At 70.4% G+C, this 25,379-nt stretch carries 24 protein-coding genes and 1 pseudogene; 16 read left to right on the top strand and 9 right to left on the bottom strand.

What is annotated here, in order from left to right; translation table 11 throughout:
* A pseudogene (locus Vlu01_RS21830) lies at positions 1–298 on the top strand (glycoside hydrolase family 11 protein); the annotation flags it as partial.
* Positions 299–387: 89 nt separating this feature from the next.
* Here the strand turns inward: Vlu01_RS21830 and Vlu01_RS21825 are convergent.
* The gene (locus Vlu01_RS21825; protein WP_204002627.1) at positions 388–786 is read right to left on the bottom strand and encodes a DUF6223 family protein; all 399 of its coding nucleotides are present in this window, start codon (positions 784–786) and stop codon (positions 388–390) included.
* A 215-nt stretch (positions 787–1,001) separates the two neighbouring features.
* Between Vlu01_RS21825 and Vlu01_RS21820 the strand changes: the two genes are divergently transcribed.
* From Vlu01_RS21820 to Vlu01_RS21785, 8 genes are all read left to right on the top strand, one after another.
* Positions 1,002–2,144 carry a sensor histidine kinase gene (locus tag Vlu01_RS21820; protein WP_204002625.1) on the top strand — a complete coding sequence of 381 codons (1,143 nt, stop codon included), beginning with the start codon at positions 1,002–1,004 and terminating at the stop codon, positions 2,142–2,144.
* Positions 2,141–2,803: a response regulator gene (locus Vlu01_RS21815; protein ID WP_204002623.1), complete on the top strand. Its 663-nt coding sequence runs from the start codon at positions 2,141–2,143 to the stop codon at positions 2,801–2,803. The genes Vlu01_RS21820 and Vlu01_RS21815 overlap by 4 nt, the downstream gene beginning before the upstream one ends.
* A 130-nt stretch (positions 2,804–2,933) precedes the next feature.
* On the top strand, positions 2,934–3,707 hold the full coding sequence (locus Vlu01_RS21810; RefSeq protein ID WP_204002620.1) for a (Fe-S)-binding protein: 774 nt from the start codon (positions 2,934–2,936) through the stop codon (positions 3,705–3,707).
* Positions 3,708–3,724: 17 nt separating this feature from the next.
* On the top strand, positions 3,725–5,134 hold the full coding sequence (locus Vlu01_RS21805; RefSeq protein ID WP_204002633.1) for a lactate utilization protein B: 1,410 nt from the start codon (positions 3,725–3,727) through the stop codon (positions 5,132–5,134).
* The gene (locus tag Vlu01_RS21800) at positions 5,131–5,730 is read left to right on the top strand and encodes a LutC/YkgG family protein (RefSeq protein WP_239096044.1); all 600 of its coding nucleotides are present in this window, start codon (positions 5,131–5,133) and stop codon (positions 5,728–5,730) included. The genes Vlu01_RS21805 and Vlu01_RS21800 overlap by 4 nt, the downstream gene beginning before the upstream one ends.
* 68 nt (positions 5,731–5,798) lie before the next feature.
* The gene (locus Vlu01_RS21795) at positions 5,799–6,242 is read left to right on the top strand and encodes a helix-turn-helix transcriptional regulator (RefSeq protein WP_204002615.1); all 444 of its coding nucleotides are present in this window, start codon (positions 5,799–5,801) and stop codon (positions 6,240–6,242) included.
* A 10-nt stretch (positions 6,243–6,252) separates the two neighbouring features.
* Positions 6,253–6,663, top strand: a complete 411-nt coding sequence (locus Vlu01_RS21790) for a VOC family protein (RefSeq protein ID WP_204002612.1) — start codon at positions 6,253–6,255, stop codon at positions 6,661–6,663.
* Entirely contained in the window at positions 6,660–9,038 is a 2,379-nt protein-coding gene (locus Vlu01_RS21785; protein WP_204002608.1) for an ATP-binding cassette domain-containing protein, read from the top strand. The genes Vlu01_RS21790 and Vlu01_RS21785 overlap by 4 nt, the downstream gene beginning before the upstream one ends.
* Before the next feature lie 224 nt (positions 9,039–9,262).
* Here Vlu01_RS21785 and Vlu01_RS21780 read toward each other — a convergent pair whose 3' ends face one another.
* Positions 9,263–10,039 (bottom strand): SDR family oxidoreductase, encoded by a 777-nt coding sequence (locus Vlu01_RS21780; protein ID WP_204002605.1) that lies wholly within the window; start codon positions 10,037–10,039, stop codon positions 9,263–9,265.
* Between the two features lie 211 nt (positions 10,040–10,250).
* Between Vlu01_RS21780 and Vlu01_RS21775 the strand changes: the two genes are divergently transcribed.
* The 3 genes from Vlu01_RS21775 to Vlu01_RS21765 all read left to right on the top strand — a co-directional run bounded on the left by Vlu01_RS21775 (position 10,251) and on the right by Vlu01_RS21765 (position 12,971).
* The gene (locus Vlu01_RS21775) at positions 10,251–10,883 is read left to right on the top strand and encodes an HNH endonuclease family protein (protein WP_239096043.1); all 633 of its coding nucleotides are present in this window, start codon (positions 10,251–10,253) and stop codon (positions 10,881–10,883) included.
* Positions 10,884–11,033: 150 nt separating this feature from the next.
* Entirely contained in the window at positions 11,034–12,041 is a 1,008-nt protein-coding gene (locus Vlu01_RS21770; RefSeq protein WP_204002601.1) for a 1-aminocyclopropane-1-carboxylate deaminase, read from the top strand.
* An 81-nt stretch (positions 12,042–12,122) separates the two neighbouring features.
* On the top strand, positions 12,123–12,971 hold the full coding sequence (locus Vlu01_RS21765; RefSeq protein WP_204002600.1) for a class I SAM-dependent methyltransferase: 849 nt from the start codon (positions 12,123–12,125) through the stop codon (positions 12,969–12,971).
* Positions 12,972–13,074: 103 nt separating this feature from the next.
* Here the strand turns inward: Vlu01_RS21765 and Vlu01_RS21760 are convergent, their stop codons facing one another.
* Entirely contained in the window at positions 13,075–14,313 is a 1,239-nt protein-coding gene (locus Vlu01_RS21760) for an RNA polymerase sigma factor (RefSeq protein WP_204002599.1), read from the bottom strand.
* Positions 14,313–14,702 (bottom strand): YciI family protein, encoded by a 390-nt coding sequence (locus Vlu01_RS21755; protein ID WP_239096046.1) that lies wholly within the window; start codon positions 14,700–14,702, stop codon positions 14,313–14,315. The genes Vlu01_RS21760 and Vlu01_RS21755 overlap by 1 nt, the downstream gene beginning before the upstream one ends.
* Before the next feature lie 262 nt (positions 14,703–14,964).
* On the opposite strand from Vlu01_RS21755, the gene Vlu01_RS21750 reads away from it, so the two are divergent.
* Both Vlu01_RS21750 and Vlu01_RS21745 read left to right on the top strand, forming a co-directional pair.
* Positions 14,965–15,723 (top strand): neutral zinc metallopeptidase, encoded by a 759-nt coding sequence (locus Vlu01_RS21750; protein ID WP_204002597.1) that lies wholly within the window; start codon positions 14,965–14,967, stop codon positions 15,721–15,723.
* A gap of 100 nt (positions 15,724–15,823) precedes the next feature.
* Complete coding sequence (locus Vlu01_RS21745; protein ID WP_204002630.1) at positions 15,824–16,471, top strand: HAD family hydrolase; 648 nt, start codon at positions 15,824–15,826, stop codon at positions 16,469–16,471.
* 103 nt (positions 16,472–16,574) lie between these two features.
* On the opposite strand, the gene Vlu01_RS21740 is transcribed toward Vlu01_RS21745, so the two are convergent.
* The 5 genes from Vlu01_RS21740 to Vlu01_RS21720 all read right to left on the bottom strand — a co-directional run bounded on the left by Vlu01_RS21740 (position 16,575) and on the right by Vlu01_RS21720 (position 23,092).
* On the bottom strand, positions 16,575–19,124 hold the full coding sequence (locus Vlu01_RS21740; RefSeq protein WP_204002596.1) for an ABC transporter permease: 2,550 nt from the start codon (positions 19,122–19,124) through the stop codon (positions 16,575–16,577).
* Positions 19,124–19,891 (bottom strand): ABC transporter ATP-binding protein, encoded by a 768-nt coding sequence (locus Vlu01_RS21735; protein ID WP_204002595.1) that lies wholly within the window; start codon positions 19,889–19,891, stop codon positions 19,124–19,126. Before Vlu01_RS21735 ends, Vlu01_RS21740 begins: the two co-directional genes overlap by 1 nt.
* Positions 19,892–20,173: 282 nt before the next feature.
* Positions 20,174–20,860, bottom strand: a complete 687-nt coding sequence (locus Vlu01_RS21730; protein WP_204002593.1) for a response regulator — start codon at positions 20,858–20,860, stop codon at positions 20,174–20,176.
* Positions 20,861–20,901: 41 nt separating this feature from the next.
* Positions 20,902–22,098 carry a sensor histidine kinase gene (locus tag Vlu01_RS21725; protein ID WP_204002589.1) on the bottom strand — a complete coding sequence of 399 codons (1,197 nt, stop codon included), beginning with the start codon at positions 22,096–22,098 and terminating at the stop codon, positions 20,902–20,904.
* Positions 22,099–22,177: 79 nt separating this feature from the next.
* The gene (locus Vlu01_RS21720; RefSeq protein ID WP_204002586.1) at positions 22,178–23,092 is read right to left on the bottom strand and encodes a RecB family exonuclease; all 915 of its coding nucleotides are present in this window, start codon (positions 23,090–23,092) and stop codon (positions 22,178–22,180) included.
* A gap of 83 nt (positions 23,093–23,175) precedes the next feature.
* Between Vlu01_RS21720 and Vlu01_RS21715 the strand changes: the two genes are divergently transcribed.
* Both Vlu01_RS21715 and Vlu01_RS21710 read left to right on the top strand, forming a co-directional pair.
* Positions 23,176–24,339 carry a site-2 protease family protein gene (locus tag Vlu01_RS21715; protein WP_204002584.1) on the top strand — a complete coding sequence of 388 codons (1,164 nt, stop codon included), beginning with the start codon at positions 23,176–23,178 and terminating at the stop codon, positions 24,337–24,339.
* A gap of 47 nt (positions 24,340–24,386) precedes the next feature.
* Positions 24,387–25,358, top strand: coding sequence for a tRNA (adenine-N1)-methyltransferase (locus Vlu01_RS21710; protein WP_239096045.1), 972 nt, complete (start codon positions 24,387–24,389; stop codon positions 25,356–25,358).
* Positions 25,359–25,379 lie beyond the last annotated feature (21 nt).

The following is a 25,379-nucleotide window of genomic DNA, read 5'->3' as shown; positions in this document are numbered from 1 at the left end:
TCCGCCCACCACCAACCCCCCGCCGCCCGGTAACGGTGGCTGCTCGGTCAGCGTGAACCGCGCCGAGGACTGGAACGACCGGTTCAACACGACCTTCTCGGTCAGCGGCTCCAACAACTGGGTCGTCACCATCCGCACCAACGGCGGCCAGAGCCTGCAGAACAGCTGGAACGCCTCGATCAGCGGCAACAGCGGCACGATCACCGCACGCCCGAACGGCAACGGCAACAACTTCGGGATCACGCTCTGGAAGAACGGCAACAACACCACGCCCACCGCCACCTGCTCAACTGGCTGACCTGGGTGAACCAGGGTGGGGTGTCGGCGACTCGCCGGCACCCCACCGCTGTTGACAGCCGGGCGGATGGATTCGCGGCGGCCGCTGTCTCAGCCGGCGCGCCGGGAGCGGGCCAGCACGACCCCACCGATGAGCACGGCCGCCAGCCCCACCACCAGTGCCACATAGCCGCCGCCTCGTCCGTTGCCGGTGCCGATGCCGCTGTCCGAGGTGATCACGACCAGACCGCCGAGGGCCAGGCCGACAGCCCCCGCAGCCAGAGCGAGCGAGCCCCGACGCGTCTCACCCGCGCGGGGACGAGCGAGCGCCAGGCCGCCAACGAGCACACCCGCGAGTCCCAGCAGCGCGGCCACGGTCGATCCGAGTCGACCGGCGCTCATGGTCAGACCCTCGGCGGCGACCGGGTGGAACGCGGCGGGTACGGCGAGTCCGACCGCTCCGGACAGTGCGGCCACGGCGGTGGCGGGCACGAGGTCGACAATCGTCATGTTCTCTCCTCTGTGGTTGCCTCTGGGTGACTCCGATCCTGTCGCCGGGCGTGCCGGCGGTCATCCGGCCGACGCAGGCACTTGTCGCTGCCGCGGCCGGCATGACCTGCTGCCGCGTACGCCGTAGCGGGCCGCGCCAGTACCGCGTACGGGGTAGGCGGCAGTCGTCCGCGAGCAGGAGTCACCGGGCCGGCTGGGCCGGTTAGGGTGCGCGCATGGGCGAGCGGTGCGGGCGGATCCTCAGGCTCACTGCGATCAGGGACTGGGCTATTGCCGTCGGCGTGACGGTGGTGCTGCTCATCGCCGGACTGTCCGCAGCGCCTGTCACCACGGGAGCTGACCTGATCGGGTACGTCTGGTTGGTGACCGGCGGCCTGGCGTTGGTGGCACGCCGACGGGCTCCGGTCGCGGTGCTGGTGGTCACCGGCGGGTGTGCGGTGGGCCATCAGGCAGCCGGCATCGAGGTGCCCGCCGTCGCGTTCCTGTTCGCGGTGTACGCGGCCGTACGTGCCGGACATCGCGCGGTCACCGCCGTGGCGGCGGCCGTGGTGCTGGTCTCCCTTCCGCTTGCCGCCCTGGTCCTGCCGCCGGCACTGCCCGTCGGCGAAGCGCTCGCGCGCGCTCGCGACGCGCTCGAAGTGGCCTGGCTGATTGCTGCCGGTGCCGCGGGTGAGGCGCTCCGGCAGGCCGAGCGGCGCGCGGAGGAGGCCGAGCGCACCCGGGAGGAGACGGCGTTGCGCCGTGCCGACGAGGAGCGGCTGCACATCGCGCGGGAACTGCATGATTCCCTCACCCACCAGATTTCGATCATCAAGGTGCAGGCCGAGGTCGCCGTGCACCTGGCCAGCAGGCGGGGTGAGCCGGTACCGGAGGCTCTGGTGGCCATCCGAGAGGCCAGCCGTGCGGCGACCCGGGAGTTGCGCGCGACCCTGGAGACGTTGCGCGCCGACGGCACCACCACGTTGCCCGGACTCGACCATCTCCCGGATCTGGTGCGGCGCGCCCGGATGGCCGGTGTGGACGCGACGTTGACGATCGACGGACAACGGTCGGCCGTGCCGGACGCCGTGGATCTCGCCGCCTACCGAATCGTGCAGGAAGCACTCACCAACATCACCCGTCACGCGTCCGCCGCCACGGCGTCGGTCCGGATCGACTACCGGCCGGGTGTCCTCGCGATCCGGGTCGACGACGACGGTGACGGTGATGCGGCGCCGGGCGGAGCCACGGCAGCGGGCGTCGGACTGCTCGGGATGCGGGAACGCGTCGCGGCTCTCGGTGGCCTGCTGCGCGCGGAGGCGCGTGACGGGGGCGGGTTCACCGTCCACGCCGAACTTCCGATGGGCGTGACGGCATGATCCGCGTCCTGCTGGTCGACGACCAACCGCTGCTGCGCAGCGGATTCCGCGCGTTGCTTGACATCGAGGACGACATCGAGGTGGTGGCCGAGGCCGCCGACGGTCAGCAGGCGCTGACCCTGGCCCGGGAACACCTGCCCGACATCGCGCTCGTCGACATCCAGATGCCGGTCATGGACGGCATCGAGACGACCCGGCGCATCGCTGCGGATCCGACTCTGGCCGGCGTACACGTGGTCATCCTGACCAACTACGGTCTCGACGAACACGTGTTCCACGCGCTGCGTGCCGGTGCCGCCGGCTTCCTCGTCAAGGACATCGAGCCGGCGGATCTGGTGCACGGCGTCCGGGTGGCGGCTCGCGGCGACGCCCTGCTCGCACCGTCAATCACTCGCAAGCTGATCGATCGGTACGTCACCGAGCCAATGCGGGTGCAGACCGGTGCGCGATTGAAGGAGTTGACCAACCGCGAACGGGAGACGGTCGTCCTGCTCGCGCAGGGTCTGTCCAACGACCAGATCGCCGAACGCATGGTGATCAGCCCACTGACCGCGAAGACCCACATCAACCGGGCGATGACGAAACTCCATGTCCGTGACCGAGCGCAACTCGTGGTCATCGCCTACGAGTCCGGCCTGGTCACGGCGCGCGGTCGGTGACCTCGACGGCCCACCGGAGCGGCGGGGTGCGCGCGGTGGTGCTGTGGCTTGCGGTACGGCAGACTCAGCGGATCCTGCGTCACGAGCCCGATGGTGGGTCCGTGGCGGCGTCGGCGGGCGGAGGTGTGACGTGCGGATCGCGTTGTTCGTGACGTGCCTGGCGGACACCCTGTTTCCCGAGGCGGCGAAGGCGACGGTGCGGTTGCTGGAGCGGTTGGGTCACGAGGTGGTGTTCCCACCGGGGCAGACATGTTGTGGGCAGATGCATGTCAACACCGGGTACCAGGCGCAGGCGGTGCCGCTGGTGCGTCGGCATGCACGGGTATTCGATCCCTACGACGTGATCGTGGCACCGTCGGCATCGTGTGTCGGGTCGGTACGGCACCAGCACGCGATGGTGGCACGGCGGGCCGGTGACGTCCGGTTGGCCTCCCGGGCGGAGTCGGTGGCGGGACGGACCTACGAGTTGTCCGAGCTGCTGGTCGACGTGCTCGGGGTGACCGACGTGGGTGCGTACTTCCCGCATCGGGTGACCTATCACCCGACGTGTCATGCCCTGCGGATGCTGCGGGTGGGGGACCGGCCGGTACGGCTGCTGCGCGCGGTGCGTGGGCTGGATCTGGTGGAGCTGCCGGCGGCGGAGCAGTGCTGCGGGTTCGGGGGGACCTTCGCGGTGAAGAACGCCGACACGTCGACGGCGATGTTGGCGGACAAGATGCGCCACGTGCTGTCCACCGGCGCCGATGTCTGCACGGCGGGCGACTCGTCGTGCCTGATGCACATCGGTGGCGGGTTGTCACGGCTGAGAAGCGGAGTGCGCACGGTGCACCTGGCGCAGATCCTGGCGTCGACCGAGCGGGATCGCGCCGTGCACGAGCGGGCGGAGCTGGTGGTGCGGTCGTGACGCGGACCTTCCTCGGCATGCCGGCGACCGCACCGAAAGGCGTCGGGCAGCTGCGTGGCGCGGAGCCCTTCCCGGCTGCCGCCCGGCGGGCGCTGGCGGACGCACAGTTGCGCCGTAACCTCGGGCACGCCACGGCGACGATCCGGGCGAAGTCGGGCGCGGTGATCGGCGAGGTGCCGGACTGGGAGCAGTTGCGGGCGGCCGGTTCGGCGATCAAGGCCGACGTGTTGGCCCGGCTGCCGGAGCTGCTGGAGCAGTTGGAGGCGCAGGTGACCGCGGCCGGAGGTGTGGTGCACTGGGCCGCCGACGCCAACGAGGCGAACGCGATCGTCGTCGACCTGGTCCGTGCCACCGGCAGCGACCGGGTGATCAAGGTCAAGTCGATGGCGACGCAGGAGATCGGCCTCAACGAGGCCTTCGAATCCGCGGGAATCGTGCCGGTGGAGACCGATCTGGCTGAACTCATCGTGCAGCTCGGCGACGATCGGCCGAGTCACATCCTGGTGCCGGCCATTCACCGTAACCGGGCCGAGATCCGGGAGATCTTCCTGCGGGCGATGCCGGGAGTGGATCCGGCCTTGACCGACGAGCCAGCGGTCCTGGCCGCCGCGGCGCGTCGCTTTCTGCGGCAGGCGTTCCTGTCCACGCCGGTGGCGGTGTCCGGGGCGAACTTCGCCGTGGCGGAAACGGGCACCCTCGCCGTGGTGGAGTCCGAGGGCAACGGTCGGATGTGTCTGACCCTGCCGGAGACGCTGATCACCGTGATGGGCGTGGAGAAGGTGGTGCCGGCCTGGCGGGACCTGGACGTGTTCCTGCAACTGCTGCCCCGAGCCTCGACCGGGGAGCGGATGAATCCGTACACCTCGATGTGGACCGGGGTCACCCCGGGCGACGGGCCGCAGGAGTTTCATCTGGTGCTGCTGGACAACGGCCGCAGCGCGGTGCTCGCCGACGAGGTGGGTCGGCAGGCGCTGCACTGCATCCGCTGCTCGGCCTGCCTGAACGTCTGCCCGGTCTACGAGCGCACCGGCGGGCACGCGTACGGGTCGGTCTACCCGGGGCCGATCGGCGCGGTGCTGTCTCCGCAGTTGACCGGGGTGGCCGACAACGCTTCGCTGCCGTACGCGTCATCGCTCTGCGGGGCCTGCTACGACGCCTGCCCGGTGAAGATCAACATTCCGGAGCTGCTGGTGCACCTGCGTGACCAGGCGCCGCATCCACCCGGTGAGTCGGCCGTGATGGCCGCCGCCGCGTACGCCATGGACCACCCGGCACTGTTCGCGGCGGCGCAGCGCGCGACGCGACTCCGCCGGCTGACTGGTCGGCGCGGCCAGGCTCTGCCGCCGCCGCTGTCCGGCTGGACCGCCGGCCGCGACCTGCCCGACCCGCCCACGCAGACCTTCCGGCAGTGGTGGGCGAGCCGGTGACCGCCCGGGAGGTGATCCTCGCCCGGCTACGCGCCGCCCTCGACACCGCCGCACCGCTCCCGGTCGAGGTACCGCGCGACTACCGGCGTGACGGCCCGGCCGACCTCGATCGGCTGGTCGACCGGCTCACCGACTACCGCGCCCACGTGCACCAGGTCGCCGAGGCGGAGGTCGCCGACACCATCGCCGGCATCGTGCCGGCCGCCGCGAGCATCGTCGTGCCACCGGGACTACCGCCGGCCTGGCTGCCCCCGACCGTGACGGTCCTACCCGACGACGACCTGGACAATGCCCGGATCGCCGCCGCCGACGCTGTCGTCACCGCCGCCGCCGTCGCCATCGCGGACACCGGCACCGTCGTGCTCGACGGCTCATCCGATCAGGGACGCCGGGTGCTCAGCCTCCTGCCGGACCTGCACATCTGCGTGGTCCACACCGCCCAGGTCGTGGCCACGGTGCCGGCGGCGCTCGCCCGACTCACCCCGCGCCGACCGCTGACCTGGATCAGCGGACCGTCCGCCACCAGCGACATCGAACTCACCCGGGTCGAGGGCGTACACGGCCCCCGCACCCTGCACGTCATCCTGCTGCCCTGAGCGATCGGCGGCGCGCCGGGCGGCGACGGGCACGTGGCGTGTCGGACCGGCGTGGCAGGATCGTGTGGGTGACCAGCAGATCCACCCCAGAGCAGCGACTTGACGATCTCGCCCGGCTACGCCGGGTGCGAGACCGCATCGACCGGGAGTACACGCAGCCGCTGGATGTCGAGGCGCTCGCCCGTGGAGTCAACATGTCGGCCGGGCACCTCAGCCGCCAGTTCCGGCTGGCCTACGGCGAGTCTCCGTACGCCTACCTCATGACCCGACGCATCGAGCGCGCCATGGCGCTGCTGCGCCGGGGCGACCTCAGTGTCACCGACGTCTGTTTTGAGGTCGGTTGCTCGTCACTGGGCACCTTCAGCACCCGTTTCACCGAGCTGGTCGGCGTCTCGCCCAGCGGCTACCGCCGCGACGCGGCCCGCGCGACGAAGGGAATCCCCTCCTGCGTGGTGAAACAGGTGACCAGACCGGTCAGGAATCGAGAAGCAGCGCCCGCGCGCCATCGTTAGCGTGGCCGTCATGAACATCGCCATTCACGCCACCTTCCTCCCGCACACCGACCCGGACGCCGCGCTGGCCTTCTACCGGGATCTCCTCGGGTTCGAGGTCCGCAACGACGTCGATTTCCAGGGAATGCGCTGGATCACCGTCGGTCCGCCCGGTCAACCCGACACCTCCATCGTGCTGCATCCACCGGCCGCCGACCCCGGCGTGACCGACGAGGAACGCCGGACCATCACCGAGATGATGGCCAAGGGCACCTACGCCGCGATCGTGCTGGCCACGCCCGACGTCGACGGCGTCTTCGAGCGGTTGCAGGCCGGTGACACCGAGATCGTGCAGGAGCCGATCGACCAGCCGTACGGAGTCCGTGACTGCGCCGTCCGGGACGCGGCCGGCAACATGATTCGAATTCAGGAAGTGCGATGAGCTCAGACAACCGGGCGACGGCACCGCACGCCGCCGACAGCCATGATCTGATCCGGGTGCAGGGCGCCCGCGAGAACAACCTCAAGGACGTCACCGTCGAGCTGCCGAAGCGCCGGCTGACGGTCTTCACCGGCGTCTCGGGTTCGGGCAAGAGTTCGCTGGTGTTCAGCACGATCGCGGCCGAGTCGCAGCGGCTGATCAACGAGACGTACAGCGCGTTCATCCAGGGCTTCATGCCGACGCTGGGCCGGCCGGAGGTCGACGTCCTCGACGGGCTGACCACCGCGATCATCGTCGACCAGGAGCGGATGGCCGCGAACCCGCGGTCCACCGTCGGCACCGCCACCGACGCCAACGCCATGCTGCGGATCCTGTTCAGCCGGCTCGGCCAGCCGCACATCGGTTCTCCCCAGGCGTTCTCCTTCAACGTCGCCTCGATCAGCGGCGCTGGCGCGGTGACCATCGAACGGGGTGGCACCACGACGAAGGAACGGCGGAGCTTCAGCATCACCGGTGGCATGTGCCCGCGCTGCGAGGGCACCGGGCGGGTGACGGACATCGACCTGACCGCGTTGTACGACGACAGCAAGTCGCTCAACGATGGCGCACTCACGGTGCCCGGTTACAGCATGGACGGGTGGTACGGCCGGATCTACCGCGGCTGCGGCTTCTTCGACCCGGACAAACCAATCCGCAAGTACACCAAGAAGGAGCTGCACGACCTGCTCCACAAAGAACCAACCAAGATCAAGGTCGACGGGATCAACCTGACCTACTCGGGGCTGATCCCACAGATCCAGAAGTCGTTCCTGTCCAAGGACGTCGAGGCGATGCAGCCGCACATCCGCGCCTTCGTGGAGCGGGCGGTCACGTTCACCGTCTGCCCCGACTGTGGCGGCACCCGGCTGAGTGAGGCGGCCCGGTCATCCAAGATCAAGGGGGTCAGCATCGCCGACGCCTGCGCGATGCAGATCAGCGATCTCGCCGAGTGGGTACGCGGCCTGCGTGAGCCCTCCGTGGCGCCGCTGCTGGCGTCGTTGCAGCACACCCTCGACTCCTTCGTCGAGATCGGGCTCGGCTACCTCAGCCTGGACCGGCCGTCCGGGACGTTGTCCGGCGGCGAGGCGCAGCGCACCAAGATGATCCGCCACCTCGGCTCGTCGCTGACCGACGTCACCTACGTCTTCGACGAGCCCACCATCGGGCTGCACCCGCACGACATCCAGCAGATGAACCGCCTGCTGCTGCGGCTGCGGGACAAGGGCAACACCGTGCTCGTCGTGGAGCACAAGCCGGAGATGATCGCCATCGCCGATCACGTCGTCGACCTCGGCCCCGGGGCCGGCACGGCGGGGGGCACCGTCTGTTTCGAGGGCACCGTCGAGGGACTGCGGTCCAGCGGTACGCTCACCGGCCGGCATCTCGACGACCGGGCCACCCTCAAGAAGTCGGTGCGTACGCCCACCGGAAAGCTGCCGATCCGTAAGGCCTCGACGCACAATCTGCGCGACGTCGACGTCGACATCCCGCTCGGGGTGCTGGTCGTGGTCACCGGCGTCGCCGGCTCGGGCAAGAGTTCCCTCGTGCACGGGTCGATTCCGGTGGACGCCGGGGTGGTGTCGATCGACCAGGGCGCGATTCGCGGCTCACGGCGGAGCAACCCGGCGACGTACACCGGACTGCTCGACCCGATCCGTAAGGCGTTCGCGAAGGCCAACGGCGTGAAGCCGGCGCTGTTCAGCGCCAACTCCGAAGGCGCGTGCCCCAACTGCAACGGTGCCGGCGTCATCTACACGGACCTGGCGATGATGGCCGGCGTCGCGACGATGTGCGAGGAGTGCGAGGGCAAACGGTTCCAGGCATCCGTGTTGGAGTACCACTTCGGCGGCCGGGACATCGCCGAGGTGCTCGCGATGCCGGTCAGCGAGGCCGAGGCGTTCTTCGGGTCCGGCGAGGCGCGTACGCCCGCCGCGCACCGTATCCTCCACCGGCTCTCCGAGGTCGGGCTCGGCTACCTCAGCCTCGGCCAACCGCTCACCACGCTCTCCGGCGGCGAGCGGCAGCGGCTCAAGTTGGCCACCCACATGTCCGAGCAGAGCGGGGTCTACGTGCTCGACGAGCCGACCACCGGATTGCACCTCGCCGACGTCGAGCACCTGCTCGGCCTGCTCGACCGGCTGGTCGATTCCGGCAAGTCGGTCATCGTGATCGAGCACCATCAGGCGGTCATGGCGCACGCCGACTGGATCATCGACCTGGGGCCGGGCGCCGGCCACGATGGCGGCCGGATCGTCTTCGAGGGCACTCCCGCCGACCTCGTCGCCGCCCGGTCGACCCTCACCGGCGAGCATCTCGCCGACTACGTGGGTGCTTGAGCGTAGCCAGAAACGTACACCGGGTCGGGTGGCCCAGGGTGATGATCAGCACCGCCGGCTGGAACCTACCCTCTCCGGAGGGTAGGTTCGTGCCGGTCGTCGAGGTGCGGCGAGTTGAACAAGCCGAGCGCGGCCATCCACGGCAGCCTCGCCGGCACCCTCACCGCAGGCCACTGATGCCACTCAGGGCACGTCCGATGGTCCTGCCGGAGCCGGTGTCCCGATCAGCCCAGCTTCTCGGCGAGAAACGCCTCCCAGCTACGGCTGCCGACAGTTACGCCGTCGACGGTGAGGTTGTCTCCGTTGCGGTATGCCCGGCCGACCGCGCCGGGCACCGGCACCGGTAGGAAGGGCCGGCGCCGCCCGCGGGCCGCGAGGTAACTGCGGACCAGGTCGGCCATCGGGTAGACCCGTGGACCCGCCAGCTCCGGCACGAGGCCGGACGGGGTGCCCTGGACCAGGTCGACCAGCCGGTCGGCGACGTCCCGGGAGTCGACCGGCTGGAACCGGACCACCTTCGGGTTGGGCACGATCGGCATGGCACCCATCTTCTGCACGACGGTGAAAACCAGGTCGTGGAACTGCGCGGCCCGCAGCGTCGTCCACGGTACGCCGGATTCGCTGACCGCCCGTTCGGCGTCGTGTTTGGCCTTGAAGTAGCCGATCGGGACTCGACCGGCGCCGATGACCGAGATGTAGACGAGGTGCCGCACTCCGGCTCGGGTGGCGGCCCGCACCAGATTCGCGGTGGCCCGGTCGTCGCCCTTCGGGCCGCCTGCCAGGTGCAGCACCGTGTGGACACCGTCCACGGCGGACGCGATGCCCTCGTCGGCGAGCAGGTCACCGGTCACGTACTCGACACCGTCACCGCTCCGGTGGCTCGTGCGGCTGAGCACTCTGAGGCGCCGTCCGGCCGCGCGTAGGCGAGGCAGGACATGACCGCCGAGGGTGCCGGTGCCGCCGGTGACCAGGACAGGGGCGTTCGTCGCCGCGTCGTTCATGGCTTCTCCGTTCGGATGGGTTCAGCTCTTCGACCCCGCCCGGCCGCCGATCGTGACACCACCGGACGGTCGTCACGTGGTGTTCACCGGGTTTCCGACGCGATGACATCTGTTGATCGAGATGTTTGCAAGAATGCTTCATGTCCCCTGCCACGCCCCCAAGCCGGGTTCCCCCACCCGCCGTTGCAGGAGACAGTCAGGAGTCGCCCCCGTGGCTCACCTACGCAAGGTCGCCGTCGTCTCGGTGATCGCCGTCGTCCTGTCCGTCGTGTTCGTTCCGTCGGCGGCCCACGCCACCCCGCCCAACATCCCCTCGTACAGCACGGCGGTGAGCCGGTTGAACTCGCTCACCGTCGCGGCCGAGTCCCACCAGTCCAGCTACAGCCGCGACCTGTTCCCGCACTGGATCACGGTCACCGGCACCTGCAACACGCGGGAGCAGGTGCTCAAGCGCGACGGCAGCAACGTCGTCGTCGACTCCAACTGTTATCCGACGTCCGGGTCCTGGTACAGCCCGTACGACGGGGTGACCCGGACAAACCCGTCGGAGATCTCCATCGACCACGTGGTGCCGCTCGCCGAGGCATGGCGGTCCGGAGCGTGGTCCTGGACCACCGCGCAACGTCGGACCTACGCCAACGACCTGGGCGGCCCGGAACTGTGGGCGGTGACCGGCAGCGTCAACTCGTCCAAGGGTGACAAGGACCCGGCCGCCTGGAAGCCGCCGCGCGCGGCGTTCCACTGCACCTATGCCCGGGCCTGGATCCAGGTGAAGTGGTACTACGGCCTCACCGTCAACAGCGCGGAGAAGTCGGCCCTGACCACCATGCTCAACACCTGCTGATTCTGCGGCACCGGGTGCCCGGGGGGCGTGACGTCGACGACGTCACGCCCCCGTTGCTGTGCTCGTGCGGGGCGAATCGTTCGGCGTCGGCGTCCGTTGGTACGCGACGAGGTCTTGACACTCGCCAGCATGCAACGTGCAATATATTGCATGTCACTCGACGAGTTCGACCGTTATCCGTTGCTCTTCGGCCCCAGCCCGATCCACCCGTTGGATCGGCTCAGCCGTCACCTGGGCGGTGCCCGCATCTGGGCCAAACGGGAGGACTGCAACAGTGGCCTGGCCTTTGGCGGAAACAAGACCCGCAAGCTGGAGTACCTGCTGCCCGACGCCCTCGCTCGCGGCGCGGACACCCTGGTCAGCATCGGCGGCGTGCAGTCCAATCACACCCGGCAGGTGGCCGCCGTCGCGGCCCGGGCCGGCCTGAAGGCCGTCCTGGTGCAGGAGAGCTGGGTGGACTGGCCCGATCCGGTCAACGACAAGGTCGGCAACATCCTGCTGTCGCGGGTGATGGGTGCCGAGGTGCGCCTCGGACGGGAGGGGTTCGGCATCGGCATCAAGGAGAGCTGGCAACGGGCGGTGGAGGAGGTCCGGGCCGGTGGTGGCGTACCGTACGCGATCCCCGCCGGGGCGTCCGACCATCCGCTGGGCGGACTCGGCTTCGCCAACTGGGCCTACGAGGTCCAGCAGCAGGAACGGGAGCTGGGAATCTTCTTCGACACCATCGTGGTGTGCAGCGTCACCGGCAGCACCCACGCCGGGATGATCGCCGGCTTCGCCGGCCAGGACCGCCCCCGGCGGGTGCTCGGCATCGATGCCTCGGCGAAGCTCGACGAGACCCGGGCCCAGGTGGAGAAGATCGCCCGCAACACCGCCGAACTCATCGGTCTGCCGCGGGACCTGCGCGACGACGAGATCACCGTCCTGCCGGGCTGGGCGGGGGACCGGTACGGCATCCCGGTGCAGTCCACCCTGGATGCGATCCGGCTCACCGGCGAGCTGGAAGGCATGATCATCGACCCGGTGTACGAGGGCAAGTCGATGGCAGGACTGATCGACCTCGTCCGTACCCGTGACATCCCCGCCGACGCCACCGTCCTCTACGCCCATCTGGGTGGCCAACCCGCCCTGAACGCCTACCACACGCTCTTCGCCTGAGCGGCCCCTCACTGACCGAGGCCGGGCAACTGCGGCCGGTTACGATTCTCATCGTCGACTTGACGAGGAAGGAAAACGTCGATGACCAGCAGTTCTCAGCCCAGCGGGGCCGCCGAGGTGTTCGAGGAGGCCGCGCCGAGCTATGACCGCACCGGCGTCTCCTTCTTCGGTCCGTTCGGCGCCGAACTCGTCCGGCAGGCCGACCTCCGGCCGGGTGAGCGCGTGCTCGACGTCGGGTGCGGCCGCGGCGCGGTCCTCTTCCCGGCCGCGCACGCCGTCGGCCCGACCGGGCACGTCACCGGCATCGACCTCGCTCCCGCGATGATCGCGCTCACCGCCGAAGACGTCGCACGCGCCGGTCTGGACCACGTCGACGTCCGGGTCGACGACGCCCAGCAGCCCGACTTCCCACCCCGCAGCTTCGACGCCGTCCTGGCCGGGCTGGTCGTCTTCCTGCTGCCCGAGCCCCAGCAGGCACTGCGGGCCTACGCCCGGCTGGTCCGGCCGTCCGGTCGCGTGGTGATCAGCACCTTCGGCGTTCAGGACCCGGCCTTCGTCGCCGCCACGGATGCCCTGGCCGCGCATCTGCCGACCGAGGAGCCACGACCCACCCGCCCGGCGGGTCCGTTCGCCGACGAGCAGGCGATCACCGCCACCATGACCGGCGCGGGTCTGGCCGTCACCTCGATCGTCGAGCATCGGGTCGAGAGCCGGTTCGACGACGCGGACCACTGGATGCGATGGATGTGGTCACACGGCGCACGGGCCCTGCTGCGACACCTACCGACGGACCGGCTGCCCGCCGCGACGGCCGACGCCGCCGCAGCGCTGGAAGCCGCCCGCGTTCCTGGCGGCGGGCTCCGTCTGACCACCGAGATCCGGATCACCGTGGCGGTGCCCGTCGAGCCACCCGGCCCTCCGCACGCCTGACCGGTCACCTCGCGCTGTGGCAGGTCCGCGACCGTGATCCGACCTTGCCCACCCGGCCGGGCGGATCCCGCTCGGCTGCCGCACTGGTCGCCTTCCTGCCGCGTCAGCCACCGGTGAGGCGATCGGCGCGGGCGTTGAGGTAGCGCTGCTGCGCCAGGTTGACGGCCTGGGCGGCGGCGGTCCGATACGCGGCCTGGGCCGCTGCCGGGTCGCCGCGCCGCTCCAGCAGATGCGCGCGTACCGCAGACAACCTCGGATCCCGTGCCAGCCGCCCGTCGGTGGCCACCGTGTCGACCAGCGCCAGTCCCGCGTCGGGACCATCCGTCATGGCCACCGCGACCGCACGGTTCAGCGTGACCAGGGGATTGGCGTCCATCGCGGTCAACACCTCGTACAACGCCGCGATCTGCGACCAGTCGGTCTCGTCCGGGCCGGGTGCCTCGTCGTGCAGCGCGGCGACGGCGGCCTGCACCTGGTACGGCCCGGGCGGCCCCCGGCGCAGCGCCTCGACCAGCAGCGCCGAGCCCTCGGTTATCTGATCGGCGCGCCAGCGCGAACGGTCCTGTTCGCCCATCGGCACCAGTTCGCCGTGCGGCCCGACGCGTGCCGGCGCACGGGCGTCGGTGAGCAGCAGCAACGCGAGCAGGCCGGTGACCTCCGCGGCGTCGGGCAGCACCCGATGCAGCAGTCGGGTCAGGCGGATCGCCTCGGCGCACAGATCGGCGCGGAGCAGCCCCGGCCCGAAGGTGCTCGCGTACCCCTCGTTGAAGATCAGGTAGAGCACCCGGAGCACGACCGTGAGACGCGCCGGGACGTCGACCGGCGCGGGCATCGCGAAGGGCAGGCCGCTGTCGCGGATCCGTTGCTTGCCCCGGGTGATCCGCCGGGTCATGGTCTGCTCCGGCACCAGGAACGCCCGGGCCACTTCGGCCGTGCTCAACCCACCCACCGCCCGCAGGGTCAACGCGATCTGCGTGGCCGCAGGCAGCGACGGATGGCAGCACAGGAACAACAGGATCAGCGTGTCGTCGGAGTCCGCCGCGCGTTCACCGGACGGTGGCAGCCGCCACTCGGCCAACACCCGCCGGCCGACGACGTCCTCCCGGTGCCGTCGCGCCTGCTCGGCACGGAGCAGGTCGGTCAGCCGCCGGGACGCCACCGTGATCAGCCAGGCGCGCGGCTTTGCCGGCACCCCGTCCCGAGGCCAGCCGGTGGCCGCGGCGATCAACGCCTCCTGGGTGGCGTCCTCGGCGGTGTCGAAATGGCCGTAGCGGCGTACGAGCGCGCCGAGGACCTGCGGCGTCAGCCGGCGCAGCAGGTCCTCGACGGTCGGTTCATCCATCAGGCGAGGTCGTCGACACCCTCGGCGACCGGGCGGACATCGACGTACTCACCGGGGTTGTCGGGGTTGACCAGGGTGGCGGCGATCTCGACAGCCCGATCGAAGCTGGCGCACTCGACCACCGTGTACCCGGCGAGGACCTCCTGCGTCTCCGGGTACGGCCCATCGGTGATCATGGGCGTGCCGTCGCGCAGTTGGACCCGGCGGGCGTGCACCGGCGCGGTGAGGCCCTGGGCGTCCACCAGCTCACCGGCGTCGGCGAGGTCCTGGTGCACCTTGCCCATGTGCGCGTGCATCGCGGCGACCTGCTCGGCCGTCATGGCTGGCCGGTCGGAGCTGTGCCCGGCCATCGCGTCGTAGTCCCGCTGCGAGCCGTACAACATGATCATGTATTTCACGGGTGTCTCCCTCTCACGTCCGCCACCATCCCGGTGCCGGTTCACCAGGGACGTCGGAGCCGGACGTCTGTTCCGGACACGGGCCACCGCACCGCTGCCGAGCATAGAGCGACCGGCGATAGGGCTGGCGGGGCTGCGGCACGCTCTTCGGGAAACCCGTTCGTGGCGCCCGGCAACTGAACCGGACGGGGCGGGAAGGCGTACCTGACGGCAACGGGCGTGACAGTCGTACCGTCGGGGTACTTCAACGGCGATGTCGAGGCAGGAGGAACAGGTGGCGGCAGGTGGGCGTGGACGACGTCGGGGCAGGCTCGCCGGCCTGGCGGTGGCGTTGGTGGCAGGGGCCGCCTGCATGCTGGAACCGGTGGGTGGCCCGGCCGACCCGACCGGTCAACGGGAGCCGGCCACACCGACGGGCGAGGTGACCCGCGCCGACGGCACCGACACGGTGGAGGAGTTCCGGCAGGACATGGCCGACGCGCAGCGGCTCGCCGAGCTGTACTGGGCCGACCAGTTCCAGGCGTCGGGTCGGTCCTTTCGGCCGATCCGGCAGGTCATCCCGTACCAGCGCGACGGTGAGGTCTCCTGCGGTGGCCAGGAGGTGCCCCGCAACAACGCCGTCTACTGCACCGTCAGCGACTTCATCGCGTACGACATCAACTGGTCCTTCGGAGCCTTCCGCCAGATCGGTGACGCATTCGTGTTCTACCTGCTCGGTCACGAGTACGCGCACGGCATCCAGACCCGGCTGGGCATCCGCTACACCTTCACCATCCAACAGGAGTTGCAGGCCGACTGCATGGCCGGGGCTTTCCTCGGTGACTCGGTGCGGGCCGGCCGGCTCACCCTCGAGGAGGGTGATCTCGACGAGTTCAACGAGGGGCTGCTGGCCGTCGGCGACGATTCCGGTCAACCGTGGTTCGCCGAGGGCTCGCACGGCACCCCCGAGCAGCGGGTCGAGGCGTTCTTCCGCGGCTACGAACGGTCCCTGTCCGCCTGCGGTCTCGGTTGAGATTGGTCACTGCGCCGGGCGTCGGGTCACGCCGGCTGGCAGGATTCACCGGTTGACCGAGCCTGAGGAGGATCCGGTGAGCAGCACGTATCCCGCCGCCGTGCTCTTCGACATGGACGGCACCCTGGTTGACAGCGAACGACTCTGGGACGTCGCCCTTGTCGAACTCGCGCAACGCTACGGCGGCAGCCTGTCGACCACCGCCCGGCGGGCGATCGTCGGCACGGGCATGGCCGACTCGATGCGCATCCTGCACGACGACCTGGGACAGCCGCACCGGGACCCGCAGGCCAGCGCGGAGTGGATCAACGGGCGGATCCTGGAGCTGTTCCGCACCGGGCTGCAGTGGCGGCCGGGGGCGCTGGCGCTGCTCGGCGCGGTGCGGCAGGCGCGGATCCCGACCGCCCTGGTCACCTCCAGCGGCCGGGCGCTGGTCGAGATCGCCCTGGACACCCTCGGCCGCGACAGCTTCGACGTGGTGGTCTGCGGTGACGAGGTCGACTCGGCCAAGCCGCACCCGGAGCCGTACCTGACGGCCGCCCGGCTGCTCGGGGTGCCGATCGACAGGTGCGTGGCGATCGAGGACTCGGCGACCGGGGTGGCCAGTGCGGTCGCCGCCGGGGCCGCGGTGCTGGCCGTACCCGCCGAGGTGCCACTGCCGCCGACCGACGGCGTACACCAGTTGGAAAGCCTGCTCTCGGCGGACCTGGAGCTGTTGAGCGGGCTGCTGGGACGCAGGACCGTCTGACACTGCTCCCGTCCCACCGGCCGGTCCGGTCCGACCGACCACCGGACGCGCCGCGAGCGGCCCCTGCCACCAATCGGTGACAGGGGCCGCTTGTGCGGTCGCCTCAGTCGTGGGCGATGGCGCCCAGCACGTTGATCCGGGCGGCCCGGATCGCCGGAAGCACCGCCGCCACCACCCCGACGATCGCGGCCAGGCCGAGGAAGACACCCATCTGACCCCACGGCAGGACCAGCCGGGTGATGCCCTCGTCGCGCAGGGCCTCCACCACCGCGGCACCCAGACCAGCGCCGACCACGACGCCGAGCAGCGCGCCGAACACCGAGATCACCACCGCCTCGACGGTGATCATCCCCATGGTCTGCGACCGGCGCAGGCCGATGGCGCGCAGCAGACCCAGCTCCCGGGTCCGCTCCAACACCGACAGGGCGAGGGTGTTGACGATGCCGAGCACCGCGATCACGATGGCCAGCGCCAGCAGGATCTGGATCATCTGGAGCAGCCCGTCGAGTTGACCTGCCTGCTCCTCGATGAACGCGTCCCGATCGGCCACCGACACCTCCGGGCTGTCCGCCAGGAGCGTCTCCACGCGGGGCAGCACGTCGGCCGCCCGCACTCCGGCATCCAACTGGATGTAGCCCTGAATGGGCTGCGGGATGGAGAAGTCACGCACCGCGTCGACCGGCAGTGTCACGCCGCCGAACAGCGGGGTGCTCTCGTAGATGCCGGTGACCGTGTAGGTGCGTTCCTCGCCGCGAGCCAGCTGCACCGGCACCGTCGAGCCGACTGACAGGCCACGCGACTCCGCCGCGTCGGAACTGACAAGCATCTGGCCCGGCCCCAGCCGGTCGATGTCGCCGGCCGTGGCGGTGAGACCGAACATCTGCGTGAGCGCGCTCGGCTCACTGCTGGCACCGACCCAGGTGGTCCGGCCGCCGACCATCGCCATGTCGCCGTACTCGCCGTCGACGAGGCGGACGCCCGGAATGGCCTTCACCTCGTCCAGCACCGCCGCGTCAAACGTCGGCGGGCGTGGACCGGACTGCGCCCCGGCGATCACCAGCTCGGCGCTGATGCTGTCCTGCGCCAGTCCGCTGATGCTGCTCTTGGCCGAATCCAGGATCACCGTGATGCCGGTGACCAGGGCGATGCCCACCATCAGCGCGGCGGCGGTGATCGCGGTACGGCGCGGGTTGCGACCGGAGTTGAGCCGGCCCAGCTTGCCCGGCACCCAGCCGGAGAAGACCGCACCCAGCGCCGCCACCACCGGACGACTGATCAGCGGCGTCAACAGCGCGACCCCGATGAACGAGAACAGCACGCCACCGAGAATGGTGGCCAGCGTGCTGTCACCCGCATGCCCGCCCAGGCCCAGGAAGAGCAGGGTGGCACCGATCGCGGTGACCAGCGCACCGCCGACTGTCACCTTGGTCAGCGGCCGATCCGGCGTCGCCACGTCCTGCATCGCCGCGATCGGTGGGATCCGCGCGGCCCGCAGCGCCGGCAGCAGCGCCGCCAGCACCGTGATCACCAGACCGACACCGAACGCGCCGATCACCGCCGACGCGGGCACCGCCACCCCGGCCAGGGCCAGCCCACCGGCGAGGTTGCCGAACAGGTACGCCAGCAGCGCGCCGATGCCGATGCCGGCAGCCAGGCCGAACACCGAGGCGATCAAGCCGACGGCCACCGCCTCCAGCACTACCGAGCCGATGATCTGCTTGCCGCTGGCCCCGACCGCCCGCAGCAACGCCAGCTCCCGGGTGCGCTGCGCCACGATGATCGAGAACGTGTTGAGGATCAGGAACGTGCCGACCAGCAGGGCCACCGCAGCGAAGCCGAGCAGAATCCGGTTGAAGAAGGACAGCCCCTCCTTCAGGCCGGCCGCGGCGTCGGCGGAGAGTTGCTCGCCGGTCTTGACCACGTAACCGTCGCCGACCGCCGCGGCCACGTCGTCGCGCAGTTGGTCGGCGGATACCCCGGCGGCGGCGGTGACCACGATGTTGCTGAACGAGTTCGGCGCACCGAGCATGAGCTGCTGCGCCACGGGCGTGGTGAACATGACCTCGTTGGCGCCACCGAGGGAGTCCCGGTCACCGCTGTAGCCGAAGATGCCGACGATGGTGAAATCCTTGCGCGGCTCCAGGGTGAGCACGCCCACCCGGTCGCCGAGCGCCACCCGGCCGGCGGTCGCCAACCCCTTGTTGATCACAATCTCGTCGTCGGCCTGCGGCTCCCGACCCTCCCGCAGCCGCACCAGGTCGCTCTCGCCGGTCCAGTTCCCACCCAACTGCGGCGGCCCGAACGAAGTGACGGCCTTGCCGTTGCTGCCGATCAACCGGGCTCCGTCGGCGGTGACCACACCGGTGGCCTCGGCCACCCCGTCCACCGCGCGCACCCGCTCCACCATCGCGGCCGGGAACGGAGTGGCCAGCTGCTCGCCCTCCATCTCACCGAGTTCCAGCTTCGGCTTGGCCGCGACGTTGACGTCGACCTCGGCGTACGCGTCGGCGAAGAGCGAATCGAAGGAGCGGCCCAGGGTGTCGGTGAGGACGAAGGCACCGGAGACGAACATGACGCCGAGCACCACGGCCAGACCGGACAGGATCAGCCGGATCTTGCGAGCCAGCAGACTCTTCAGTGTCGCCCGGAACATCAGCCGGTCACCTCGGCCGGCGTGTCGAGCTTCTTCATCGTGTCCAGCACCGTGTCGGCGGTGGGCTCGATCAGCTCCGAAACGATCTCACCGTCGGCGAGGAAGACCACCCGGTCGGCGTACGCGGCGGCCGTCGGGTCATGGGTGACCATGACGATGGTCTGCCCGTGCTGGCGGACCGAGCTGCGCAGGAAGTTCAACACCTCCGCGCCGGAGCGCGAGTCGAGGTTGCCGGTCGGCTCATCCGCGAAGATCACCTCGGGGCGGGCGACCAGGGCTCGGGCACACGCCACCCGCTGCTGCTGACCGCCGGACAACTGCGCCGGCCGATGGCCCAGCCGGTCCCGCAGACCCACCGTGTCGATCACCACGTCGTACCAGGCCGGATCCGGCTTGCGCCCGGCGATCGACAACGGGAGCAGGATGTTCTCCTTGGCGGTCAACGTCGGCAGCAGGTTGAACTGCTGGAAGATGAAGCCGACCTTGTCGCGGCGCAGCTTCGTCAGACCCGCGTCACCGAGCCCGGTGACCGTGGTCTCACCGATCGCCACGGTGCCCCGGGTCACCGAGTCCAACCCGGCCAGGCAGTGCATCAACGTCGACTTGCCGGAACCCGACGGGCCCATGATCGCCGTGAACCGTCCGCGCTCGAACTCCGCGCTGACCCCCCGCAGCGCGATGACCTGGGCCTCGCCGCTGCCGTACACCTTCCACACATCGCTCGCCCGGGCTGCGGCCGATGCCGAATAGCCTGTCGTAGCGGTCACGTCACGTACCTCTCCGTCGAGTCTGCTCGCACCGCCCCCGCTGGTCCGGTGCGAGTCCATCATCTGTGCCGCCCACCGCCGATCCGTCCGACTCCGGGCGGAGCCGGAGCGGATTTCTGGCTGCGGGTACCCCCCAACCGATGTCAGGGTTGTCCCCGACCCCGGCAACCGGCGGTCGTTCGGCAGCCGGTGGTCACGGTCATCCTGGACGTTGCCGCCGCGTGAGGGTCAACCGATTTCCCCCGCAGGCCGTCACGGTAGGTGACGGATGCAATGGCCGCGTTACGCCCCAGGCCGAACCAGACCCGATTCGTACGCCAACACCACCGCCTGCACCCGGTCACGCAGCCCGAGCTTGGTCAACACATGTCCCACATGCGTCTTGATGGTGGTCTCGCTCACCGAGAGCGCCCGGGCGATCTCGGCGTTCGACAACCCGCGGGCGACGTGCACGAGCACCTCCCGCTCCCGTTCGGTCAGCGCGCCCAGCGCCTTCGCCGGCGTCGCGGCCGGGTCCGGCAGCACGTCGGCGAAACGGTCCAGCAGCCGACGCAGGATCCGTGGCGCCACCACCGCGTCTCCGGCGGCCACCGTGTGGATCGCGGTGACCAGATCCTCCGCCGGCACGTCCTTGGCCAGAAAACCGCTCGCCCCGGCCCGCAGCGCACCCACCACGTACTCGTCCAGATCAAAGGTGGTCAGGATGAGCACCCGCACCGGCAACCGGGCGTCCACGATCGCCCGGGTGGCGCTCACCCCGTCCATCCGGGGCATCCGAATGTCCATCAGCACCACGTCCGGCAGCAGGCGACGGGACAGTTCCACCGCCTCCACGCCGTCGCCCGCCTCCGCGACGATGTCCAGGTCGGTCTCCGCACCGAGGACCATCCGGAAACCCGTACGCAGCAACGGCTGGTCGTCGGCGAGCAGAATCCGCACCGGCCGGGCGCGGCCCGTCGAATCGACCATCTTGGTCCTCCCTGTCGGCTGCATCGCTCACCGGACCCACCTCATCGCCGGCTCGCGTCGGGTAGGGGCTCGACGGGAATCCGGGCGTACACCCGGTAACCGCCGCCGCTCCGTGCGCCGATGTGCAGGATCCCACCGTAGAGGGCGACCCGTTCCCGCATTCCGACCAGGCCGTGTCCGGTCTGATCGGTGCGCGGCGACGGCCCGCGACCGGTGTCGGTGATCTCGACCTCCACCGCGTCGTCACCAAAACCGACCCGTACCTGCGCGGTGGCCGTACCGGCGTGCTTGAGAGCGTTCGTCAGCGCTTCCTGGACGATCCGGTACACGGTCAACGCCACCCCCTCCTCAAGCTGCCCGGGCACACCCGTCACGGTCAACGTCACTGGCAGTCCGGCCTCACGGACCTGATCGGTGAGCGCCTCGATACCGGCGATGCCCGGCTGCGGTGCCAACTCCGCCGCCGGCTCGGCCTCGGTACGCAGCACGTCGAGCAGCCGACGCAGCTCCCGCAGGGTCGCCCGGCTGGTCTCCTCGATCGTGGCCATCGCCTCGTCGGCACCGTCCGGGTCGCGGCGCAGCACCCGCCGCACCCCGGTCGCCAACACCCCCATCACGCTGACGTGGTGGGCCACCACGTCGTGCAACTCCCGGGCGATCCGTCGCCGCTCGTCCGCGACCGCCTGCTCGGCCAGTGCCCGCTGGTTCGCCTCGGCAACCCGGGCCCGCTCCCGCAGCGCCTCGGTGGAGGAGCGCCGCGCGTGCACCGTCCGACCCACCGAGAACGACACGATCCCCACCAGGATGTTGTTCGCGATCAGGAACGCCGAACCGACCTGGGGAATGCCCTCCGGTGGCAGCAGCGCGTTCACGACGGCCACCGGAAGCCACAACCCCACCGCCGCCAGCAGCGCCGGACGTATCGGACGATAGGCGGCCATCGTGTAGGTGAGCACCACCAGGGCGAAGCTCTGCGTGGCCGGCGCCGCCCCGACGAGGAAGGGCAGCGACAACGTCGCCAACACGGCCAGCAGCGCCGACCACGGCGTCACCCGGCGCAACACGACCGGCACCGCGCACAACACACTCCACCCCAGCGCCGTCGGCAGCGGCCGAGGCCAGAACTCCCGGGGAGTGAGCAGGGTGAACACGACCTCCCCCAGGACCAGGCCGACGGCCAGCAGCGCGTCACCGACCAGCGGATTGCGACGCAGCCACTGCCTCAGCCCGTTACCCACGCCCCGACGCTAGCCGCCGGCACCGCCGAAAGATCGTCTGAGATGGTGACTCCGCCCTCATCCCCGGGAAGGAGAGCGACTACTCGTCGGCTCCGGGCTGCACCGGAACGGACCGGGCGTCATGCAGCGGAGCAGGCGTCGCCGCCGACTCCGGAAAGGGCGGTGGCGTCCCGCCGTAACTGGGGCAGAGCGCCTGATGACTGCACCAGTCGCAGAGCCGGCTCGGTCGGGGCCGGAAATCCCGAGCGGCGGTGGCCTGCTCGATCGCCCGCCACAACGCCACCACCGTCCGCTCGAAGCGCACCAACTCCTCCGCGTCCGGGGAGTAGTCACACACCTCGGCGTCCTTGAGGTAGAGCAGGCGCAGCACCCGGGGCACCACGCCGCGGGTACGCCACAGCACCAGCGCGTAGAACTTCAGCTGAAACAGGGCCCGCGCCTCGAACGCCTCCCGCGGAGCACCACCGGTCTTGTAGTCCACCACCCGCAGCGCGCCGTCGGGAGCGACGTCGAGCCGGTCGAGATAGCCACGGATCAGCAACTCGTCGTCGACCACAGCGGAGATCAGACTCTCCCGCTCGGCCGGCTCCAACCGGCGCGGATCCTCCACCGCGAAGTAGCCGACCAACAGAGCCGACGCCGAACGGAGGAACTCCGCCACGGCGGACGGATCGTCGTCGGCGAACAGCCCGGCCAACTCTGGCTGCTCGGCGACCAGACGGTCCCACTGGCCAGCCACAAGATCACCAGCGGCCTCCGGGGTACGGGCGGTCGACGGCAGGTCGAACAACCGCTCCAGCACCGCGTGCACCAGCGTGCCCCGAGCCTGCTCCACGGTGGGCCGTTCGGGCAGCCGGTCGATGCTGCGGAACCGGTAGAGCAGCGGGCAGGTCTTGAAATCCGCCGCCCGCGACGGTGACAGCGAGGCTCGCACCGTCGCCGGCAACTCTGTCGAGGTCGGGGCCTGCTGAGTGATCACCGGATCCGCCGTCATGCCCCGGAAGGTTAGGCCACTGGTATGACAGGCCCACCGCCGCCGTTCCGGTACGTGATCTCCCGCCGCGTAGCATCAGCCCGATGGAACAGCGCAGGCGACCACGAGCCAGCCAGCGCCCCGGCATGCGGGTGGGCCGGATCCTCGGGGTGCCGCTGTACGTGAACGCCTCGATTCTGCTGCTCGCCCTGCTGATCACGGTCCTCTACGGCGAACTCGCCGGCCAGCGGCTGCAGCTGTCCCCGCTCGGCGGCTACCTCGTCGGCGCCGGGTTCGTCCTCGCGTTGCTCGGCTCGGTGCTCGCCCACGAACTCGGCCACGCCCTCACCGCTCGCCGCTTCGGCATCGGGGTACGCGGCATCACCCTGGAACTGCTCGGCGGATACACCGAGATGGACCGTGACGCCCCCTCCCCACGGGTGGACCTGCTGGTGTCACTGGCCGGACCGGCCGTCTCCGCGGTGCTCGGCGCGGCCGCCGTCGCCGCGACGTTGGCCCTGCCGGACCGCACCGTGGCCGACCAACTCGCCTTCCAACTCGCGGCGAGCAACGTGATCGTCGCAGTGTTCAACATCCTGCCCGGGTTGCCGCTGGACGGGGGACGCGCGTTACGCGCCGTGATCTGGTCGGTGACCCGGGACCGGCACCGAGCCACCGAGGTGGCCGGATGGGCTGGACGGGCCCTGGCCGTCGGCACCGCGCTGCTGGTGGCGGCGCTCTACGCGACCGACGTGCTGAGCCTGCTGGCATTGCCGCTCACGGCGCTGGTCGCCCTCACCCTCTGGCACGGCGCCGGGCAGTCGATCCGGATGTCCCGCATCAGCCGGCGGCTTCCGCTGGTCGACCTGGCCAGCCTGGCCCGGCCGGTGCACACCGTGCCCACCGGCACCCCGCTGGCCGAGGCGCAGCGCCGCGCCGAGCAGGCGCACCCGGCCACCGAGCAACAGCAGACGGCCGCGCTGTTGGTGACCGACTCCGCCGGACGGCCGGTGGCCCTGGTCGACCCGGCCGCCGCCGCGGCGGTGCCACCGGCCCGCCGGCCCTGGCTGGCCGTGGACGCCGTCGCCCGGATCCTCGCCGACCTGCCGGCCATCCCGGTGGCCACCGACGGCGAACGGGTGCTGGAGACCGTACAGGCACACCCGGGCGCACAGTACGTCGTGACCGCAGGCGAAGATGTCGTCGGCGTTCTGCACATCGCGGATCTGGCTCAACTGCTCGAACCTCACCGGAAGATGAACACGTGACCGTCACCCACTCCGCCCAGCCGGCCAGCGACGAACCCGAGGAGAAGGTGGAGCCGCCCGCTGTGCGGCGTGGGCCGTTCCAGCCCGGTGAACGGGTGCAGCTGACCGACCCCAAGGGGCGGATGCACACGGTGACCCTGGAACCGGGTAAGGAGTTCCACACCCACCGCGGCATCCTGGCGCACGACACGCTGATCGGCCTGCCCGACGGTAGCGTCGTGACCACCTCCGGTGGCGGCACCGCATTCCTGGCGCTGCGCCCGCTGTTGTCGGACTACGTGCTCTCCATGCCCCGCGGCGCACAGGTGATCTACCCCAAGGACGCCGCGCAGATCGTCGCCATGGGTGACATCTTCCCCGGCGCCAAGGTTCTCGAGGCCGGCGCCGGCTCCGGAGCGCTGAGCTGCTCGCTGCTGCGCGCCGTGGGCACCGCCGGGGAGCTGCACTCCTACGAACTGCGCGACGACTTCGCCCAGATCGCCCGCCGCAACGTCGAGTCGTTCTTCCACGGCCCGCACCCCGCATGGCACCTGCACGTCGGTGACGTCGCCGAATGCCGTGAGACCGGCTTCGACCGGATCATCCTGGACATGCTGACCCCCTGGGAAAACCTCGACATGGTCGAACGCGCGCTGCTGCCCGGCGGCGTGTTCATCGGCTATGTGGCCACCACCCCCCAGCTGTCCGAGCTGGTGGAGGCGCTGCGCGAGCGCGGCGGCTGGACCGAGCCCCGAGCCTGGGAATCGCTGGTCCGGGACTGGCACGCCGAAGGGCTTGCGGTCCGCCCCGACCACCGGATGATCGCCCACACCGCGTTTCTCGTCTCCGCGCGTAAGCTCGCCCCCGGAGTCACCGCCCCGCCACGGCGTCGCAAGCCCAGCAAGGGCAGCGAGGCGTACGCGCAACGACGCCAGGCGCTGCGCGAGGCGGAGGCGGCCCGGCAGGCGAGCGTGGTGCCGCACGAGGCGCCGGCCGAGCAGACACGACCCGACGTGGCGCAGGAGACGGACAGGCCGTGACGGCGGAATGGGGCGGCTGGG

This window comes from Micromonospora lutea, assembly GCF_016863535.1.
GTDB lineage: Bacteria > Actinomycetota > Actinomycetes > Mycobacteriales > Micromonosporaceae > Micromonospora > Micromonospora lutea.
The sequence above is the reverse complement of the archived record's forward strand: the minus strand, read 5'-3'. Positions and strand labels throughout refer to the sequence as shown.

What these genes read in the sequence shown, in the direction of transcription:
- Vlu01_RS21820 (WP_204002625.1), top strand. Translation starts at nt 1,002, where the DNA reads ATGGGCGAGCGGTGCGGGCGGATCCTCAGGCTCACTGCGATCAGGGAC.
- Vlu01_RS21760 (WP_204002599.1), bottom strand. Translation starts at nt 14,313, where the DNA reads ATGGATGAACCGACCGTCGAGGACCTGCTGCGCCGGCTGACGCCGCAG.
- Vlu01_RS21750 (WP_204002597.1), top strand. Translation starts at nt 14,965, where the DNA reads ATGTCGAGGCAGGAGGAACAGGTGGCGGCAGGTGGGCGTGGACGACGT.
- Vlu01_RS21740 (WP_204002596.1), bottom strand. Translation starts at nt 19,124, where the DNA reads ATGTTCCGGGCGACACTGAAGAGTCTGCTGGCTCGCAAGATCCGGCTG.
- Vlu01_RS21715 (WP_204002584.1), top strand. Translation starts at nt 23,176, where the DNA reads ATGGAACAGCGCAGGCGACCACGAGCCAGCCAGCGCCCCGGCATGCGG.
- Vlu01_RS21755 (WP_239096046.1), bottom strand. Translation starts at nt 14,702, where the DNA reads ATGATCATGTTGTACGGCTCGCAGCGGGACTACGACGCGATGGCCGGG.
- Vlu01_RS21790 (WP_204002612.1), top strand. Translation starts at nt 6,253, where the DNA reads ATGAACATCGCCATTCACGCCACCTTCCTCCCGCACACCGACCCGGAC.
- Vlu01_RS21825 (WP_204002627.1), bottom strand. Translation starts at nt 786, where the DNA reads ATGACGATTGTCGACCTCGTGCCCGCCACCGCCGTGGCCGCACTGTCC.
- Vlu01_RS21805 (WP_204002633.1), top strand. Translation starts at nt 3,725, where the DNA reads ATGCCGGCGACCGCACCGAAAGGCGTCGGGCAGCTGCGTGGCGCGGAG.
- Vlu01_RS21785 (WP_204002608.1), top strand. Translation starts at nt 6,660, where the DNA reads ATGAGCTCAGACAACCGGGCGACGGCACCGCACGCCGCCGACAGCCAT.
- Vlu01_RS21780 (WP_204002605.1), bottom strand. Translation starts at nt 10,039, where the DNA reads ATGAACGACGCGGCGACGAACGCCCCTGTCCTGGTCACCGGCGGCACC.
- Vlu01_RS21730 (WP_204002593.1), bottom strand. Translation starts at nt 20,860, where the DNA reads ATGGTCGATTCGACGGGCCGCGCCCGGCCGGTGCGGATTCTGCTCGCC.
- Vlu01_RS21720 (WP_204002586.1), bottom strand. Translation starts at nt 23,092, where the DNA reads ATGACGGCGGATCCGGTGATCACTCAGCAGGCCCCGACCTCGACAGAG.
- Vlu01_RS21770 (WP_204002601.1), top strand. Translation starts at nt 11,034, where the DNA reads ATGTCACTCGACGAGTTCGACCGTTATCCGTTGCTCTTCGGCCCCAGC.
- Vlu01_RS21815 (WP_204002623.1), top strand. Translation starts at nt 2,141, where the DNA reads ATGATCCGCGTCCTGCTGGTCGACGACCAACCGCTGCTGCGCAGCGGA.
- Vlu01_RS21765 (WP_204002600.1), top strand. Translation starts at nt 12,123, where the DNA reads ATGACCAGCAGTTCTCAGCCCAGCGGGGCCGCCGAGGTGTTCGAGGAG.